The sequence below is a fragment of the Bacillus sp. AFS040349 genome, assembly GCF_002577655.1.
In the GTDB taxonomy this organism is placed as follows: domain Bacteria; phylum Bacillota; class Bacilli; order Bacillales; family Bacillaceae; genus Metabacillus.
Genome location: NZ_NUMC01000028.1, coordinates 30009 through 47940 on the forward strand (window position 1 = coordinate 30009; position 17932 = coordinate 47940).

Here is a 17932-nt window from a genome sequence, read left to right on the forward strand (position 1 = left end):
TCAAAGTAGATTACGATTAAACAATTTGTTCTGTAGATGTTTCTGTCTCTTTTTCCATCCGAATTAATTCGTTAAAGCTTGCAATCGCAACTTCAACTTGATCGTTTGTAGGTTCCTTCGTTGTTAACAGCTGTAACCAGAGTCCTGGGTATCCTAAATAGCGTAACACTGGTATTTCACGAACCTTATTCGTTAGCTGTAACACCTCGAAGGAAATACCTAATACAACAGGAATCAAGGCTAGTCTGTTCACGATTCGCAGCCATAGAGGGTCAGTCGGAACAAGAGTGTAAACAAACACACCAACAATCACAGTAAATAAAATAAAGCTACTACCACATCTGTAATGCAACCTGGATTGACCTTGGACATTTTCTACTGTTAATTCCAAGTTGTTTTCATAAGTATTAATTACTTTATGCTCTGCCCCGTGGTATTGAAACACCCTCCTAATTAAAGGTGTAAAAGATATAGCATATATATATGCTAGTAGTAACATAAGTTTGAAAGCGCCTTCTAAGAGAATTTGCCCGAAATCTGATGGTATAAGGGGGCGGAAAAATTCTGCTAAAAAAACGGGTAGAAGAGTAAAAATGACTTTTCCGAAGAAAAATGAAAGTACCCCGACCGCTGCAATTCCCAGCCACATCGTAAGCTTTGAGTCATTCTTTTTCTCAGCTAACATTTTTTCATCATTTTCAGGATCTACTTCAAAACGTTCAGTAGCAAAATTTAGATGCTTTGAACCATTTGCACTTGCTTCAATAATGGCAATAATACCTCTTAAAAAGGGTATTTTTTTAAGTTTTGATAAAACAGATTGATTTTTTCTAGGTAAATGAAAATAATCAATTGAGTTATCGTTTCGACGAATTGCTGTTACATAATGATGCTTACCACCAAACATAACACCCTCGACAACAGCTTGCCCACCATATGCAGGCTTGTTTTGATTTGACATATGACACCAACCTATCTATTCCTAATTCTTAATTAAAGTAAACAACGCCTAATACAATGTTTAGCTATTATCTCTATAATACAGAATTTAAAAGGAAACCTCTAGAGCGATGTTTAGAAATGAACAATATGATTGCGACTTTCTTATTCTGTTCATGGTTGGATATTTTGTCAAAATAAAAACTTAGCCCCCATGTCATCTTCGTTAGTGTAACCAATTGCTTGGAAAACATTCCTTTATTTACATTATACCCATGCTTTTTCCTGCTAGACATGGAATTTCCATTTTATTAGAAAATAATCTCGGGCTATGCCACACATCTAGTTAATTAGTTAAACTTTGAAAAATTTTTTGTGCAACTACACCCTTAACATAGCTTTTTAAATTTCTTTAATAAAAACTGTATTTCTAAAAACATGGACAATCAAAAATTGGACATAGTAATAATGGAGGTGTTGGAAAATGGCGGATAAAAAGAAAAAAAATGAAGATGAACAAAAAATGAAAGATAATCCTAAATTAGAACAGAACAAGAAAGAAGAACCAATGTCACCGATCGGAAAAACGATATCTACAGGTTTTGTTGGAGGAGTATTTTGGAGCTTGTTAGCATATTTTTCTTATATTTTAAATTTTACGGAAATTAGTCCAAACTTAATTCTTCAGCCATTCGCATTAGGAGATTGGAAGGATGGAACTTTAGGGCATCTAATAAGTATCGTTATCCTCGGCCTTGTTTCTATCGGAGTGGCATTAGCTTATTTTGCAATATTGAAACGATTTAAATCCATGTGGATTGGTGTTGCATTTGGTGGAGCCTTATGGGCTTTAGTTTTCTTTGTATTAAATCCAATCTTTCCTAATTTGGATACAGTTTTTGAACTACCTCGAGGAACTATTGTTACTACATTATGTCTCTATATTCTATATGGTGCATTTGTTGGTTACTCGATTTCATTTGATTACAATGAATTCCAAGCGAATCCTGAAAGCTGAAGGAAACATTAGTAGAGATATGTTTAGATATGGTAGAATGTTCATGTGATGAACATTCTTTTTTTATACTATTATGTTAGAGCTTAGTTGTTGATTGCAGAAGGAAGTGTATCCTTTGCGATATTAACAGACTAGTTTTAACTTAAGGATTAACTGTGAGGTGTAAGGGAGTCATGAAGGTTTTAGTTATTAATGGTCCAAACCTGAACAGGCTTGGATTAAGAGAACCTGAAATATACGGTTCAAAAACATTAACAGATCTTGAGAAAGACCTTTTAACATTTGGTGAAAAAGTTAGTTGTGAAGTTACATGTTTTCAATCAAATCATGAAGGTGATTTAATTGATGCGATTCATGAAGCGAGTGAGCAATATCATGGTATTGTTATAAACCCTGGTGCTTTTACACATTATAGTTATGCAATACGTGATGCGATTGCGAGCATCTCTATACCAGTCATTGAAGTACATATCTCAAATATTCATGCAAGAGAGGAATTCAGACATACATCTGTAACAGCACCGGTTACAGTTGGGCAAATTATTGGACTCGGCTTTAAAGGATATGAGCTGGCGATATTAGCATTAAAAGAACGAATTGGAGGCTAAAATATGAAACTTGAAAAAATTCGTCAACGTTTTAAAGAATTATCAATTGACGGTCTTTTAATAACGAGCAGTTATAATAGAAGATATATGACTGGTTTTACCGGTACGGCTGGTGTGGTAGTCATTTCAGGAGACAAAGCAGTTTTTATAACAGACTTCCGTTATACAGAACAAGCAGCAAAGGAAGTTGAAGGCTTTGAAATTGTTCAGCATACTGGTCCAATTATTGAGGAGGTAGCAAATCAAGTTGAAAAGCTTGGTATAAAACGACTTGGTTTTGAACAAGATTCTTTAACTTATCAATTATTTTCTTCGTACAAAGAAGCATTAAAGAGCAGTGAATTTATTCCAGTTTCAGGTGCTGTGGAAAAGTTACGCTTGATTAAGTCACCAGCAGAGATTAAGATATTAAAGGAAGCTGCTGAAATAGCGGACGCGGCTTATAAGCACATTTTAACTTACATAAAACCAGGGTTAAAAGAAATTGACGTGGCAAATGAGCTTGAATTTTTTATGAGAAAAAACGGAGCAGTTTCATCATCTTTTGACATCATTGTAGCCTCAGGTTATCGCTCGGCTTTACCTCATGGTGTAGCGAGTGAAAAGGAAATTGAAAAAGGTGATTTTGTAACACTTGACTTTGGTGCATACTACAAAGGATACTGTTCAGATATTACTAGAACGTTTGCAGTAGGTGAACCAAGTGATGAGCTTAAGAAAATCTATTCGATTGTTCTAGAGGCTCAATTACGAGGCATGAGCGGCATTAAGCCAGGTTTAACTGGTAAACAAGCAGATGCCTTAACACGTGATTACATAAAAGAGCAAGGATATGGGGAGTACTTTGGGCATTCTACCGGACATGGTCTTGGTATGGAGGTTCATGAAGGTCCAGCCCTATCCTTTAAATCGGATACAATTCTTGAGCAAGGGATGGTTGTCACGGTTGAACCGGGTATCTATGTAGCTGGCCTTGGTGGAGTAAGAATTGAGGATGATACAGTAATCACGGAAAAAGGAAATGAGTCTTTAACTCATTCACCGAAAGATCTTATTATTTTATAATAGTATAAAATTTTGTGATAAGTTTTGGTGTCTAGCTCCAGCGCTTTTCTTATAGAGAATGATGTAAATAATCGTTTACCATTCCTTATTTATATATCACTAGGAGGATTTTTTAAATGATTTCAGTAAATGATTTTCGCACAGGTTTAACAATCGAGGTAGACAACGGCATTTGGCGTGTAATGGATTTCCAACACGTAAAACCTGGAAAAGGAGCAGCGTTTGTTCGCTCAAAATTACGTAACTTACGTACAGGTGCTGTTCAAGAAAAAACATTCCGTGCGGGTGAAAAAGTAGCAAAAGCGCAAATTGAAACACGCAGAATGCAATATTTATATGCAAATGGTGACCAACATGCGTTTATGGATACAGAAACATATGATCAAATTGAATTAAACTCATCTCAAATTGAGTATGAATTAAAGTTTCTTAAAGAAAATATGGAAGTTCAAATTGTGATGTTTGGTACAGAAACTCTAGGGGTGGAATTACCAAATTCAGTTGAACTAGAAGTAACAGAAACAGAACCTGGTATTAAAGGAGACACTGCTTCTGGTGGAACTAAACCAGCTACTCTAGAAACTGGTTTAACAGTTCAAGTTCCATTCTTTATCAACCAAGGTGATCGTTTAATCATTAACACAACTGAAGCTTCTTATGTTTCACGTGCATAATTAAGATAATAGTTGGAAAAAGATTGCAGCGTATGCTAACGGTTACGTAATCTATCGAAAACATTAAAAATGCAATGCAAAATGACCTTCAAATTGAATTTTAATTTGGAGGTCATTTTTGTTGATTTAAAGGGATTTCAATAACTATTTTGGGAGAATTTGTAGTGCAATTTGGATATTAAAATGTGGGCATACAATAAGTGTAACTCAGCAAAATACATTTCATTTTTTAAATTGCAAATTGATAAACGGAAGATATAGGTTAGGCTTGAATGTTGGAGTTCAATGTTATTATAAAAATTAAACGGAAAAATTCCGTCTAAATCGGCAAATGCCCATATTTCGTTTAAAATAAGGGGAGATTTTCCGCTTATTTTAGCCAAATCTCTTGTTTTTGCCTTATCTAGAGCAGTTAACCGGAATATCTCCGCTTATTCTTGCTTTTTAAGCTTCCCAATACACAATAACAGGAAATTCTCCGCTTATTCTCATCATACCTTCTCAAAGAAGAAACGAAATACAAAGAATTAATAATTTTTAAAAATAGCAAGATGAAACCCTTGCTATTTTTAATGTTTTTACAAATTGCTCTTCATTTTATAGTGCAAAGAGATTACCTTTTGGTTTGCATTTTCCTATGCAAATTGACGTTTTGTGATAGAAAACGGAACCCTTTAAGCGTAGGCATCTCTTTTTTTATCGTTTAGGAATTTATAAATTTGCATTAATTGTGGATAACGTCTCGACATCCTGCTCCAGTGCCTAGCCCCTCGAGGGTCATAAGCCAATTTAGAATATAAGACAAAGAACACCTTCTATTCTATATCACCTTATACTTGTCGGGCCTGAACGAGGCACTTGTCCTCTTATTCTGAATCAAGAAAATTCGGGTGGTGCCTGGCACCGCCCGAATTTTTTTCTGTCTAATTTTTCGCTTTGCAGCATATGTTGTACAAACTGTGTTTTAGGAGGACAACATGAAACGAATATTCTCTCATATTGATTCTACTGTTATGACAATGGCTGGACTGAGGTTTTTATCTGCTTCAATTGAACTTACAGCTGCGATATTAATGCTTCTCTTTAATGATGTAAAGAAGGCTGTTACGATCAATTCTTTGTTAGCAATTGTAGGTCCAGTCATTTTTATTGTAACAATGACGATTGGAATCTTTCACATTGCTGATCAATTATCTTATGCCAAATTATTATTTATCGGTCTTGGGGTGTTCTTTATCTTATTTGGAATTTATAAGTGAACGCGTCTACTTCCTACAAAACATTATGTAAATAAGTAATGATTATGGTCAAGCCTGCATACATTAGAGTAACGAATAGGTTAATAGGAGGAAGCGAAATGAAGGAAATGATAGAAATGCTTCCGGAATCGATTAGCAAAGAACTTGTGAAACTTCACCCTGCAAGTCTGTCTCGAATAGAAGAAATCCGAATACGTGTTATGAAAAGAGTTGAAGTGATTATTGCTGGAAAGCCTGTCTTTCTTTCTTATAACACAACCTATGAGGATTCAATCAATCTATTAAATGAGCTAAGTCATTATTCCATTTACACATTAGAGGATGAATTAAAAAAGGGTTATATAACCGTCCGAGGAGGACATCGAGTCGGTTTATCTGGACGAGTCATTACAGAAAATGGACGAGTCAAAGCCATTCGTGATGTAACATCGTTTAATATCCGAATTGCAAAAGAAAAGATAGGTATCGCTGAGAAATACATTCCCTATCTTTATCAACAAAAATGGTTGAATACATTAATTATTGGCCCTCCTCAAACAGGAAAAACGACTCTATTAAGAGATTTCGCTCGCTTAATTAGTAATGGGTATCAACAAATTGAATCAAAAAAAGTAGGAATTGTTGATGAAAGATCGGAAATTGCCGGGTGTGTAAAGGGTGTTCCGCAGCATCAATTAGGTGAACGTGTGGATGTTCTTGATGCTTGTCCAAAGGCTGAGGGAATGATGATGATGATCAGGTCAATGAGTCCTGACGTGTTGGTTGTTGATGAAATTGGTACGTTAGAGGATGCAGAAGCTGTAATGGAGGCTGTTCATGCGGGTGTTCAATTATTTGTAACGGTACATGGATATCGTGCAAGTGAGTTGTTGAATCGGCCAAGCTTAAAAGCGTTATTCGAAGCCAACGTCTTTGATCGTTATGTAGAGCTGACTAGAAGGGATGGCCCAGGAACGGTTCAACAAATAGTAAACAATCATGGTCAACACTTACTAAAAAAGGAAGTGTTGCATAAATGATTAAATGGGTAGGTGCGATCCTCATTGTCATTGCAACAACCTGGGTGGGTTTTGAAGCGGCAAAGCACTTGAGTCAAAGAACGAGGCAACTAAGGCAGCTTAAGGTTGCTTTACAATCACTGGAAGCAGAAATTATGTATGGTCATACCTCTCTTATTGTTGCGTCCCAAAATATCTCAAAGCAGCTGCCTAAGCCGTTATCATGGTTTTTTGAGCAGTTTGCTAAGAAGTTGGTTAAGGGTCATACGAGTGTCAAAGGGGCTTGGGAGGAAAGTCTGCAGGAAATTTGGCGTTTTACAGCGTTTAAGCAAGGAGAGTACGAAGTCCTAAAGCAATTTGGGGAAACTTTAGGACAGCATGATCGTGTTTCACAGCAGAAGCATATAAAGTTAGCGCTCTCTCATTTAGAAAGGGAAGAAGCAGATGCTATTGACCGTCAAAATCGCTATGAAAAAATGGTGAAAAGCTTGGGTGTTTTATCAGGATTATTATTAGTCATTTTATTGATGTAGAAGTGGAAGGGAGTCGTCTTTAGGTGGGCGTAGATATTAACACGATCTTTCAAATTGCCGGGATAGGAATCGTCGTTGCATTTCTCCACACAATTTTAGATCAAATGGGAAAAAAAGAATACGCACAATGGGTTACACTCATTGGCTTTATTTATATCTTATTCATGGTTGCATCCATTGTAGATGATCTATTCAAGAAGATAAAATCTGTCTTTCTTTTCCAAGGGTAAGGGGGGCGGCAACTATCGAAATTATACAAATCGTAGGACTTGGGCTAATTGCTACCTTTCTCGCACTTATCGTAAAAGAACAAAAGCCGACCTTCGCTTTTATGCTTGTTGTGTTTGTCGGCTGTGTTATTTTTCTATTTTTAATAGATCAAGTGTATGAAATCGTCCGTATGGTAGAACGTATTGCATTTAATGCAAATGTGAATCTCATTTATGTGGAAACCATTTTAAAAATCATTGGAATTGCTTATATCGCAGAATTTGGTGCACAGATAACCAAAGATGCTGGACAAGGTGCCATCGCTTCTAAGATTGAATTGGGCGGGAAGATTCTTATTTTAACAATGGCGATTCCAATTCTAACTGTCATTATTGAAACAGTCCTTGGGATGATACCTGGAACTTAAATTTATTGACGTATAAGGTTAAAATGCCCTGAAAATCCATCTCTGACCACTCAACAATATGAAACAACCACGAATCAACTAGCAATCACTACAATTATTATTCTATTTGACATGTTTAAGTGGAGGTGTGTGAATGAGAGCATTTCTTTATATCTTACTTTTTCTTTCTATTTTTCTTGCGATCCCAATAAGTGTACAAGCCTCCACGACAACATCTCAAGAAACGGAAAATCCGGAAATGGAATTGAACGCAGAAACATTTGTAAATGAACAAGTTGAGAAACTTGATGTCACCGATATTAAAACCTATTGGGATGCGGTGATGACGGAATACGGGGGGTTTTTACCAGAAAGTCAGAAAGGAAGCTTACTTCAATTTTTAAGTGGAGAAAAAGAGCTTTCCTTTCAAGAATGGATGAAGGCATTTCTCAAGTTTTTGTTTCATGAATTAATTGCAAATGGAAAGCTGCTAGGCACATTAATATTATTAACCATTTTTAGTATGCTGCTTCAGTTGCTGCAAAATGCTTTTAATCAAAGTACCGTTAGTAAGGTTGCTTATGCTTTGGTATACATGGTGTTAATTATAATTGCGCTCAACAGTTTTCATGTTGCGATTGAATATACAACCAACGCAATCGAATCAATGACAAATTTTATATTAGCTCTGATACCGTTGCTATTAGCCTTAATGGCTTCATCAGGGGGAATTATTTCAGCGGCATTTTTCCATCCAGTCATTATCTTCTTAATGAATACTAGTGGACTATTAATACAAAATGTAGTGTTACCGCTTCTTTTTTTATCGGCTTTATTAAGTATTGTTAGTACGTTAACAGATCAATATAAAGTAACTCAGTTAGCTGGACTACTTAGGAATATAAGCATCGGATTACTCGCTTCATTTCTAACAATCTTTCTTGGCGTAATATCTGTCCAGGGGGCATCTGCAGCAGTGTCAGATGGAATCACCATACGTACAGCTAAGTTTATCACTGGGAATTTCATACCAGTACTAGGCCGGATGTTTACTGATGCAACTGATACAGTAATCAGTGCCTCAGTTTTATTAAAGAATACAGTTGGTGTAATCGGGGTAGCGATTCTCTTATTTATTGCCGCATTTCCAGCGATTAAAGTATTATCTCTAGCATTTATTTATAAATTTGCTGCTTCTATCCTTCAGCCGCTTGGTGGAGGCCCGGTTATCACCTGTTTAGATATTATTAGTAAAAGTGTTATTTATATCTTTGCAGCACTGGCAATCGTTTCTCTTATGTTTTTCTTGAGCTTAACGGTTATCATTGCTGCAGGAAATCTGACGATGATGATGCGGTAAAGGAGGAATCTAGGATGTCATTTTTAACAGAATGGATTACCAATATTATCGTGTTTATTTTGCTGGCTGTTGTCATCGACCTGCTTCTTCCAAATTCATCTATGCAGAAATATGCGAAGATGGTCATCAGTTTATTGTTAATCATTGTCATTATTAATCCAATCTTTAAAATATTTTCTGCTGATAAGAATGAGGTTTTGAGTGAATTCAGATTGCAAGCATCTTCAGAAGGTGAAAACGGAAAAAATTTAATAGAATTTCAGAAAAAAGAAATACAAGCCTCACAACGTGCATATATTTTAAAACAAATGGCTGTCCAAATGAAAACGATGGCAGAAGAGGAGCTGGTGCAAAGTTATGATGTCATGATTGATACGATCCACCTTTCCGAAAACGAACAAGTAGAAGAAATCAATTCTCAAAAAGACTTGCAGCATATTCAGGTTATATTAAAGCCAAATGAAGCAAAAAAAGTTGCAGCGGATGGGACAGTTGAAGTTGTTCAGCCTGTATCCATTGATACGACAAACGAATTAGTAAATGAAGAACAAGTAGATGAAATTCAGTTAGCAAAAATGACAGCATCATTAGCTGAAATTTGGGAAGTTGAAAAAGAAAAGATCTCAATTGACTTGGAAAGGGGGGAGGAGTCATTAAATGAGCAATAAAGAAAGCTTCATTGATAAGCTAAAGTCAATGCTTGGTCAGTCAGATTCTAAAAAACCATCAAAATATCAATATTTTATTCTCGTATTCGTGCTAGGCGTAGCATTCATGCTGTTTAGTAATTTTTTCACAGGTAGTGAGGATTCAGTACAAAATGCACTACCAGTCACATCTAGTACTGAGGAAGCTGAAAGTACAGAAGTGTTTAAACAGGCAAAGGGTGATACGACTGGCTCCATCTCTGATTATGAGGCTGAATATGAAAATCAATTAAAAGAAGTGCTTGAAACGATCTCAGGTGTAGGAAATGTACATGTTGTTGTAAATGTCGATTCAACAGCAAAGAAAATAATTGAAAAAAACAGCGTTTCCCAAAGCCAAAAAACAACAGAAACTGATCGTGAAGGTGGGAAACGAGAAGTGGAAGATCAATCAATTGATGAACAAGTTGTTATCATCCAGGATGGTGAAAAAGAGACTCCAATTATTGTTCAAACACAAAAGCCGGAAATCCGCGGGGTTCTAATTGTAGCTGAGGGTGCTGACAACATTCATATAAAAAAAACAATAGTAGAGTCAGTGACACGGGTGCTGGGAGTACCTAGCCATCGTGTAGCTGTAGCATCGAAAAAAATGAAGGAGGATGAATAGATGATGTTGAAAAAACAAACAGTTTGGTTATTAACAATGTTAAGTTTAGTGGTGGTATTATCAGTTTATTATGTAACATCTCCTGAAGGTGGAACAAGTAATATCGTGATGACAGGAGAAGACCAAGAAGTTAGTGAAAATGCAACAGCTGAAGAAGCTACCGAAGAGCAACCTGCAGAAGAAGAAGGAACTGAAGGTGAGAAAACTGAGGGTAAAGCAACTGAAGGCGAAGGTGCAGAGGCAGGAGAAGAAGCTGATATTCAAACAGAAGAGTTAGAAGATGGAACAGTAATCTCTAGTGTTTCTAGCGATGAGTTATTTACAGATTTACGTATGCAATTAGATGATCAACGTAATGAGATGAAAGAGCAATTGCAGGCTATTGTAGCTAGCAATAACGCCTCAGCGGAAGAAAAAAGTGATGCTTATGACGAAATGGAAGCTTTAAATGATGCAGCTCGTAAAGAAATGCTTTTAGAAACTTTAATCAAATCAAAAGGTTTTGAAGATGCTTTAGTACGTGCTGAAGGAAATGATGTAAAAATTACGATTAAAGCAGAAGAACATAGCAAGACAGCTGCAAATGAAATCATGCTACTTGTAAAAGATGAAATGGAAAACATGGAAGATGTTATCGTGACATTTCAGCCAGTAAGAGATAAATAATCTAAAAAGTAACAAGAAAGGTTAGCCCTAAAGAATAGGGTTGACCTTTTTTTGTCTCGTACCGTTTTTGGAAACGCTAAAATATAGCACAATAGTAAAATAAATCTACTTATTCCCGGTAGAAACGAAAAGAAATGGGTAGAATTATTGTTGAATTTCTTCTCACATGTACTGTAAGATGGTATTATGGGACTAAGTTTTAGTACTAGATTATAAATTAGCAGATCATGTATTTACATGATCAATGAATTAAAGGGGTGCCTAAGCATGCTAAAAATACAAGAAATAAGAGAAATGATTAAATTAATTGATCAATCTTCTATTAATGAATTTACATTCGAACAAGATGGTTCCAAAATAAAAATGAAAAAGCAATCACACGAAGTTGAAACAGTTGTAAGAAATGTGGTAGCAGCTCCAACTGTGGAAGCAGCGTCAACACAATCACAACCTGTCCCGACTCAACAGCCTGTGCAAGAGGCTCCTGCACCAAAAACAGAAGAGCCTAAAGCAGACACATCAAACTTACATAAGATCACTTCTCCAATGGTAGGAACATTCTATGCAGCTTCTTCACCAGAAGCAGGAAATTATGTATCAGTTGGTTCAAAGGTGACGAATGATTCTGTAGTATGTATTGTAGAAGCGATGAAACTCTTTAATGAAATCGAAGCTGAAGTAAAGGGTGAGATCGTTGAAATACTGGTTGAAAATGGACAACTAGTTGAATATGGTCAACCTTTATTCTTAGTTAAGCCTGAATAAGGAGCATAAAATATGATTAAGAAAATACTAATTGCCAATCGAGGAGAAATAGCTGTTCGAATTATTCGTGCATGCAAAGAACTTGAGATCGAAACTGTAGCTGTATTTTCCGAAGCAGACCGTGAAGCTTTACATGTGCAGCTTGCAGATGAAGCATATTGTATCGGACCAACCGCTTCAAAGGACAGCTACCTAAACTTTACGAATATTATTAGTGTAGCAAAACTAACTGAAAGTGACGCAATTCATCCTGGATATGGATTTTTAGCTGAAAATGCTGATTTTGCAGAGCTTTGTAAAGAAGTAAACATCATTTTTATCGGACCAAGCGCAGAAGCAATTTCAAAAATGGGAACAAAAGATGTTGCGCGCGAAACAATGCGTGAAGCTGGAGTACCGATTGTACCAGGTTCAAGAGGAATTATTGAAAGTATTGATGATGCCAAAAAACTAGCAAATGAGATGGGATATCCTGTTATAATTAAAGCTACAGCTGGTGGTGGCGGAAAAGGGATTCGTGTTGCACAAGATGAGCAAGCTTTAGTAAAAGGCATCGAAATTACTCAGCAAGAAGCTGCTACAGCATTTGGGAATCCTGGTGTATATATTGAAAAATACATTGAAGATTTCCGCCATGTTGAAATCCAGGTGTTAGCAGATAGCCATGGTAACACAATTCACTTAGGTGAGCGTGATTGCTCTATCCAAAGAAGACTTCAAAAGCTAATTGAAGAAACACCATCTCCTGCGTTAACTGAAGAAATTCGAGCACAAATGGGTGATGCAGCGGTAAAAGCTGCAGAAGCTGTTGCGTATACTGGAGCAGGAACAGTTGAGTTTATTTTTGACCATGTGAATAAGAAGTATTACTTTATGGAAATGAATACGCGTATTCAAGTGGAACACCCAGTAACAGAAATGGTAACTGGAATTGACTTAATCAAAGAACAAATTAAAGTTGCTTCTGGTGAAAAATTGTCTGTAACACAAGAAGAAGTTACTTTTAATGGGTGGTCAATAGAATGTCGTATTAACGCAGAAAATCCTGAAAAGAACTTCATGCCGTCACCTGGTAAGATTCAGATGTACTTGCCGCCAGGTGGGTTGGGTGTTAGAGTGGACTCAGCGGTGTATCCTGGTTACTCTATTCCACCGTATTATGATTCAATGATTGCGAAGCTTATTACTTACGGTGCAACTAGAGAAGAAGCGATTTCTCGAATGAAGCGTGCATTAAGCGAATTCGTCATTGAGGGAATCTCAACAACCATTCCATTCCATTTAAGATTGCTTGAGCATGAAAAGTTTATAAGTGGAGATTTTAATACGAAATTCCTAGAATTGCATAAGGTTATGGAGTCATAAAATTACTCGGAGGTGCTGATTCTTGAAAGATACTAATAATGTTTTAGAGATGAATCCTGAAAACAACGGTTTAGGTAAGGTCGAGATTGCTCCTGAGGTAATTGAAGTCATTGCAGGTATTGCGGCTTCGGAAATTGAAGGAGTAGCATCAATGCGTGGTAATTTTGCTGCAGGTGTTGTGGAGAGACTGGGAAAGAAAAATCACGGAAAAGGTGTAAAAGTTGATTTAACTGAGGAAGGAATTATTATCGAAGTATACTGCGTCATGATCTTCGGAGTTTCCATTCCAACTGTTGCCCAAAAAATTCAAGACAATATCCGCCAAGCGTTGTTAAATATGACCGCATTAGAAGTGAATGAAGTAAACATTCATGTTGTTGGTGTTCAATTTGAGACAAAAGCAAATGAAGTAGAAGTAGACCAAGAAATGTAATGCTCTAATTCTAAATAAAGATATACATGTCTGTGAGCCAAAGGACCTTCCTTTGGTTTCTTTTTTTGTATGATAAGATGGAAGGATTGACTGGATGTTTGTATATACAAATAACTAGGGGTTGAGTCAGGTTTTTCTTACATGAAAAGGTATCATGTGATTATAGAATCTTTATGACTGGTTATATTGATAATAGGGCAATATTCTTTTCAATCTAAATGCTTTACATAATCAAATAGGATTATAGTTAAAAACAGTAAGGAAAAGAAAATATCAAATTTAAAACAACGAATGTTTTTTATAAAAAAAGCCTTTTCATTCGGGAATTCCTAAAAAACAGGTGATTTCTGAATGAATATGTTTGTGAGATATGTTATGATCACATTATGACATTCGACATTTTTTAACATTAAAGGAGCAAGTAAAGGATGAAACGAAGAACAGCAAGAGAAAAGGCCCTTCAAGCGCTTTTTCAAGTGAATGTAAGTAATACAGATCCCAATGAAGCAATTGAACATGCTTTAGATGAAGAACGTTCTAATGAATTTATGAATCAACTTGTTTTCGGAACAATTGAGCATGAAAAAGAGCTTGATGAGCTAATAAGTCCTCATCTTGTAAATTGGACAATTGATCGCTTGGCAAACATTGATAAAACCATTCTTCGTATGGCTGCCTATGAGCTAAAATATGAACAAGATGTACCTGCTAATGTGACAATTGATGAAGCAGTGGAACTTGCAAAAGCATTTGGGGATGATCATTCTAGCAAGTTTGTTAATGGTGTTCTTTCTAAAATTAAACAAAATTTAGAGATTTAATTAGGGATAATTGAGGAGGAATAAGGAATGGCTGCAACGATAATTGATGGTAAAGAGTTATCTAAAACAAAAAGAAGTGAGTTGGCTGTTGAGGTAGAACAAATTAAAGCAAAAGGCTTGCTACCGAAACTTGTTGTTATTTTAGTAGGGGACAATCCAGCATCACTCTCTTATATTAGAGGAAAGCAAAAAGCTGCTGAGGAAATCGGTGTAGGGTTTAAATTAGAACATTTCCCTGAAAGTCTTTCGGAAAATGAGCTGCTTGATGTGATCGAAAGCTATAATAATAATGATGAATATCATGGTATTTTAGTTCAGCTTCCGCTTCCGGTACATATTAATGAAACAGCTGTTGTAGAGAAAATTTCACCTCAAAAAGATGTTGATGGCTTCCACCCAATTAATATCGGTCGCATGATGACAGGGCAAGAAACATTTTTACCATGTACACCTGCTGGTATTGTAGAAATGATAAAATCGGTCGGCGTAGAAATGGCTGGCAAAAACGTGGTTGTTGTTGGAAGAAGCAATATTGTTGGAAAACCTGTTGGACAACTATTATTAAATGAACATGCAACAGTAACTTATTGTCATTCAAAAACAAAAGATTTAACTTCCTATACAAAGGAAGCAGATATTTTGGTGGCTGCTGTTGGACGAGCTAATTTTATTAAAGGCGATCAAATTAAACCAGGTGCGGTTGTCATTGATGTTGGTGTTAATCGTCTTGAAACCGGAAAATTAGTAGGGGACGTTGTTTTTGACGAAGCTAAAGAAGTTGCAAGTTATCTAACTCCTGTTCCAGGTGGAGTAGGTCCAATGACAATTACTATGCTTGCGCATAACACTGTTCAATCTGCCAAGCAATTTCTAGAAACGAAATAAGTAACTTATAATAAGAAATTCAAAAAAAGGGCAGAATGGAACTTCATATTCTGTCCTTCCTTCAATTTTTTTTGTTAAGGGAAGGAGGCAGGCAAATGAATGAACCAAAATATGTAACTGTTACAGCTTTAACAAAATATATCAAACGTAAATTTGATGTTGACCCACACTTGTCAGACATTTGGATTAAGGGGGAAATCTCAAACTTTAATTTACATAGCCGTGGCCATATGTATTTTACTCTAAAAGATGAAAAAGCACGAATTCAAGCAGTTATGTTTGCTGGGGCAAATAAATCATTAAAGTTTCGACCAGAGAATGGTATGAAGGTATTAATGCGTGGGGAAATTTCTGTTTATGAACAAAGTGGTGGCTATCAAGTTTATGTAAAGGAAATGCAGCCAGACGGAATCGGTAGCTTATACCTAGCATACGAGGAGTTAAAGAAGAAGCTTCAAAAAGAAGGACTTTTTGATGAAATACATAAAAAAGCCATACCAAAATACCCGAATCAAGTTGGAGTCATAACTTCACCAACTGGAGCGGCCATACGTGATATATTAACAACAATAAACAGGCGTTACCCTCTAGCTAAAGTAATCCTCATTCCAGCCCTTGTTCAAGGTGTACAAGCCGGTGCTTCGGTTGCAAAAGCCATTAAAACTGCCAATAAACTAGGAACATTGGACGTTTTAATCGTTGGACGAGGTGGTGGTTCTATAGAGGAGCTTTGGGCCTTTAATGAAGAAATTGTGGCAAGAGAGATTTTTGCTTCAAATGTGCCAATTATCTCTGCTGTGGGTCATGAAACAGACTTTACAATTGCTGACTTTGTTGCAGATTTACGAGCCCCAACCCCGACAGGTGCAGCAGAGCAAGCTGTTCCGCACGCCAGTGATTTGATTGATCGTGTGTTAGACCGGAAAAATAGGGTCAAACGAGCTTTACAAGAGAAGGTAAATTCTCAGAAAGAAAAGCTGAATCATTACCGAAATTCTTATGCATTTCGTTATCCAAAGCAGCTTTATCTACAAAAAGAACAGCAACTAGACACAATGATGGACCGATTATCAAAAGAAGGCCAAAGAACAATCAATCGCAAAAGAGATAACTATATGTATTTGCAGAACCGTTTGGCCCAAGTGCATCCAAAAGATCAAATAAAAAGATCGAATTTAGAGCATGAAGCTTTACTTAAAAAGCTAAACAGGGAAATGAGTACATTGATAACACATAAACAGTCGCAATTTCAAGGAACACTTGCTAAACTAAATGCATTAAGTCCTTTAAAGATTATGGATCGTGGATATAGTCTTGTTTATCAAGATGACAAGCTCATAAAAAGCGTAGATGATATAAAAACAGGGCAAAAACTGAAAGTACAATTAAAAGATGGTCAGATTGATTGTCAAGTTCAGGGGATAGAGGAGCGAACAATACATGAGTGATGAAAAGCAAACTAAAAATGAAGAAGTTTCATTTGAAACTGCAATGCAACAGTTAGAAGAAATTGTTGGTAAGCTTGAAGAGGGTGATGTTCCTTTAGAAAAAGCAATTGAATATTTTCAAAAAGGAATGGAACTTTCAAAGTTATGTCATGATAAGCTTCAGCATGTTGAAAAACAAATGGACTTTATTTTACGTGAAGATGGAGAGCTAAAGCCATTTGAGCTTCAGGAGGAAGAAAAATCGTGACCAATATGTTAAACGATTTTTTAAGTACTAGAAAACAAAAGATTGAAGAGGCGCTTCCTTTATATATAAAAGAACTTCAAACACCAAAATCTTTACAAGAGTCAATGATTTATTCGCTAGAAGCAGGTGGGAAGCGCTTACGACCGATTTTAGTTTTAGCTGTGCTTCATACATATAATAAACCTGAAGAACTAGGCTTGGCGACTGCCTGTGCAATCGAAATGATTCATACTTATTCATTAATACATGATGATTTACCTTGTATGGATGATGACGATTTAAGACGAGGAAAACCAACAAATCATAAAGTATTTGGTGAAGCAATAGCTGTGCTAGCTGGTGATGGATTATTAACTCAAAGCTTTGCCCTAATTGCAAACGATCCAACTTGTTCAGCTGAACAGAAGCTTAGACTAATAACTGAACTTGTTAAAGCATCTGGTGCAGAAGGAATGGTTGGTGGACAAGTTGCTGACATGGAAGGCGAAGCAAAAAAGTTAAGCATAGAAGAGCTTCAGTCTATTCATGAAAACAAAACAGCAAAACTACTCGCTTTTAGTATTATTGCTGGAGCTATATTAGCTGAAGCTCCAGAAGAAGATATTAACAAGCTACGAGAGTTTTCCTATCATGTTGGAATTGCGTTCCAAATCCGAGATGATATTTTAGATCTAGAAGGAAACCAAGATAAACTAGGAAAGCCCGTAGGCTCTGATACGGTTAATGAAAAAACAACATATCCTTCACTCTTAACGATGCAAGGAGCAAAAACAAAGCTTGAGGATCACATTACAAAAGCAAAACAACTAATAAAAAGCCTGTCTGTTCCATCTGAATTATTAGAACAAATGTGTGACTTAATTGCCAAAAGAGATCATTGATTAAAAACCGTTTCCGTTTGGTAACGGTTTTTTT

The 17932-nt window shown here is 36.3% G+C and carries 22 protein-coding genes; 21 read left to right on the forward strand and 1 reads right to left on the reverse strand.

The genetic code is table 11. The features are described 5' to 3' along the window. Positions 1-16: 16 nt before the first annotated feature. The gene (locus COD11_RS06855; RefSeq protein ID WP_098796018.1) at positions 17-961 is read right to left on the reverse strand and encodes a DUF1385 domain-containing protein; all 945 of its coding nucleotides are present in this window, start codon (positions 959-961) and stop codon (positions 17-19) included. Positions 962-1423: 462 nt separating this feature from the next. On the opposite strand from COD11_RS06855, the gene COD11_RS06860 reads away from it, so the two are divergent. The 21 genes from COD11_RS06860 to COD11_RS06960 all read left to right on the forward strand — a co-directional run bounded on the left by COD11_RS06860 (position 1424) and on the right by COD11_RS06960 (position 17898). After that, a complete protein-coding gene (locus COD11_RS06860) occupies positions 1424-1957 on the forward strand; it encodes a YqhR family membrane protein (protein WP_255301553.1) in 534 nt (177 codons plus the stop codon). A gap of 173 nt (positions 1958-2130) precedes the next feature. Then, positions 2131-2565 carry a type II 3-dehydroquinate dehydratase gene (gene aroQ / locus COD11_RS06865; RefSeq protein WP_098796019.1) on the forward strand — a complete coding sequence of 145 codons (435 nt, stop codon included), beginning with the start codon at positions 2131-2133 and terminating at the stop codon, positions 2563-2565. 3 nt (positions 2566-2568) lie between these two features. After that, positions 2569-3630, forward strand: a complete 1062-nt coding sequence (locus COD11_RS06870; protein WP_098796020.1) for a M24 family metallopeptidase — start codon at positions 2569-2571, stop codon at positions 3628-3630. 116 nt (positions 3631-3746) lie between these two features. Further along, positions 3747-4304 carry an elongation factor P gene (gene efp / locus COD11_RS06875; protein WP_098796021.1) on the forward strand — a complete coding sequence of 186 codons (558 nt, stop codon included), beginning with the start codon at positions 3747-3749 and terminating at the stop codon, positions 4302-4304. Positions 4305-5281: 977 nt separating this feature from the next. After that, on the forward strand, positions 5282-5563 hold the full coding sequence (locus COD11_RS06880) for a YqhV family protein (RefSeq protein WP_098796022.1): 282 nt from the start codon (positions 5282-5284) through the stop codon (positions 5561-5563). 98 nt (positions 5564-5661) lie between these two features. Next, positions 5662-6582, forward strand: coding sequence for a stage III sporulation protein AA (gene spoIIIAA, locus COD11_RS06885; RefSeq protein ID WP_098796023.1), 921 nt, complete (start codon positions 5662-5664; stop codon positions 6580-6582). Then, complete coding sequence (gene spoIIIAB, locus COD11_RS06890; protein WP_098796024.1) at positions 6579-7094, forward strand: stage III sporulation protein SpoIIIAB; 516 nt, start codon at positions 6579-6581, stop codon at positions 7092-7094. Before spoIIIAA ends, spoIIIAB begins: the two co-directional genes overlap by 4 nt. A gap of 23 nt (positions 7095-7117) precedes the next feature. Next, positions 7118-7324 carry a stage III sporulation protein AC gene (gene spoIIIAC / locus COD11_RS06895; protein ID WP_026558844.1) on the forward strand — a complete coding sequence of 69 codons (207 nt, stop codon included), beginning with the start codon at positions 7118-7120 and terminating at the stop codon, positions 7322-7324. A 14-nt stretch (positions 7325-7338) separates the two neighbouring features. Next, positions 7339-7731 (forward strand): stage III sporulation protein AD, encoded by a 393-nt coding sequence (gene spoIIIAD / locus COD11_RS06900; RefSeq protein ID WP_176551010.1) that lies wholly within the window; start codon positions 7339-7341, stop codon positions 7729-7731. A 133-nt stretch (positions 7732-7864) separates the two neighbouring features. Then, positions 7865-9070, forward strand: a complete 1206-nt coding sequence (gene spoIIIAE / locus COD11_RS06905; RefSeq protein ID WP_098796026.1) for a stage III sporulation protein AE — start codon at positions 7865-7867, stop codon at positions 9068-9070. Positions 9071-9084: 14 nt separating this feature from the next. Then, complete coding sequence (gene spoIIIAF / locus COD11_RS06910; protein ID WP_098796027.1) at positions 9085-9738, forward strand: stage III sporulation protein AF; 654 nt, start codon at positions 9085-9087, stop codon at positions 9736-9738. Beyond that, positions 9728-10387 carry a stage III sporulation protein AG gene (gene spoIIIAG, locus COD11_RS06915; RefSeq protein ID WP_098796028.1) on the forward strand — a complete coding sequence of 220 codons (660 nt, stop codon included), beginning with the start codon at positions 9728-9730 and terminating at the stop codon, positions 10385-10387. The genes spoIIIAF and spoIIIAG overlap by 11 nt, the downstream gene beginning before the upstream one ends. Beyond that, on the forward strand, positions 10388-11053 hold the full coding sequence (locus tag COD11_RS06920; RefSeq protein ID WP_098796029.1) for a SpoIIIAH-like family protein: 666 nt from the start codon (positions 10388-10390) through the stop codon (positions 11051-11053). It abuts the gene before it with no gap. A 267-nt stretch (positions 11054-11320) separates the two neighbouring features. Then, positions 11321-11818, forward strand: coding sequence for an acetyl-CoA carboxylase biotin carboxyl carrier protein (gene accB, locus COD11_RS06925; RefSeq protein WP_098796030.1), 498 nt, complete (start codon positions 11321-11323; stop codon positions 11816-11818). 12 nt (positions 11819-11830) lie between these two features. Further along, positions 11831-13183: an acetyl-CoA carboxylase biotin carboxylase subunit gene (gene accC / locus COD11_RS06930; RefSeq protein ID WP_098796031.1), complete on the forward strand. Its 1353-nt coding sequence runs from the start codon at positions 11831-11833 to the stop codon at positions 13181-13183. Positions 13184-13232: 49 nt separating this feature from the next. Further along, positions 13233-13616, forward strand: a complete 384-nt coding sequence (locus COD11_RS06935; protein WP_098796077.1) for an Asp23/Gls24 family envelope stress response protein — start codon at positions 13233-13235, stop codon at positions 13614-13616. A 428-nt stretch (positions 13617-14044) separates the two neighbouring features. Next, the gene (gene nusB, locus COD11_RS06940; protein WP_098796032.1) at positions 14045-14437 is read left to right on the forward strand and encodes a transcription antitermination factor NusB; all 393 of its coding nucleotides are present in this window, start codon (positions 14045-14047) and stop codon (positions 14435-14437) included. 27 nt (positions 14438-14464) lie between these two features. Beyond that, positions 14465-15322: a bifunctional methylenetetrahydrofolate dehydrogenase/methenyltetrahydrofolate cyclohydrolase FolD gene (gene folD, locus COD11_RS06945; RefSeq protein WP_098796033.1), complete on the forward strand. Its 858-nt coding sequence runs from the start codon at positions 14465-14467 to the stop codon at positions 15320-15322. 95 nt (positions 15323-15417) lie between these two features. Then, a complete protein-coding gene (gene xseA / locus COD11_RS06950) occupies positions 15418-16770 on the forward strand; it encodes an exodeoxyribonuclease VII large subunit (protein WP_098796034.1) in 1353 nt (450 codons plus the stop codon). Next, complete coding sequence (locus COD11_RS06955; protein WP_098796035.1) at positions 16763-17017, forward strand: exodeoxyribonuclease VII small subunit; 255 nt, start codon at positions 16763-16765, stop codon at positions 17015-17017. The genes xseA and COD11_RS06955 overlap by 8 nt, the downstream gene beginning before the upstream one ends. Continuing rightward, a complete protein-coding gene (locus COD11_RS06960; protein WP_255301554.1) occupies positions 17014-17898 on the forward strand; it encodes a polyprenyl synthetase family protein in 885 nt (294 codons plus the stop codon). Before COD11_RS06955 ends, COD11_RS06960 begins: the two co-directional genes overlap by 4 nt. The last annotated feature ends 34 nt before the right edge of the window (positions 17899-17932 follow it).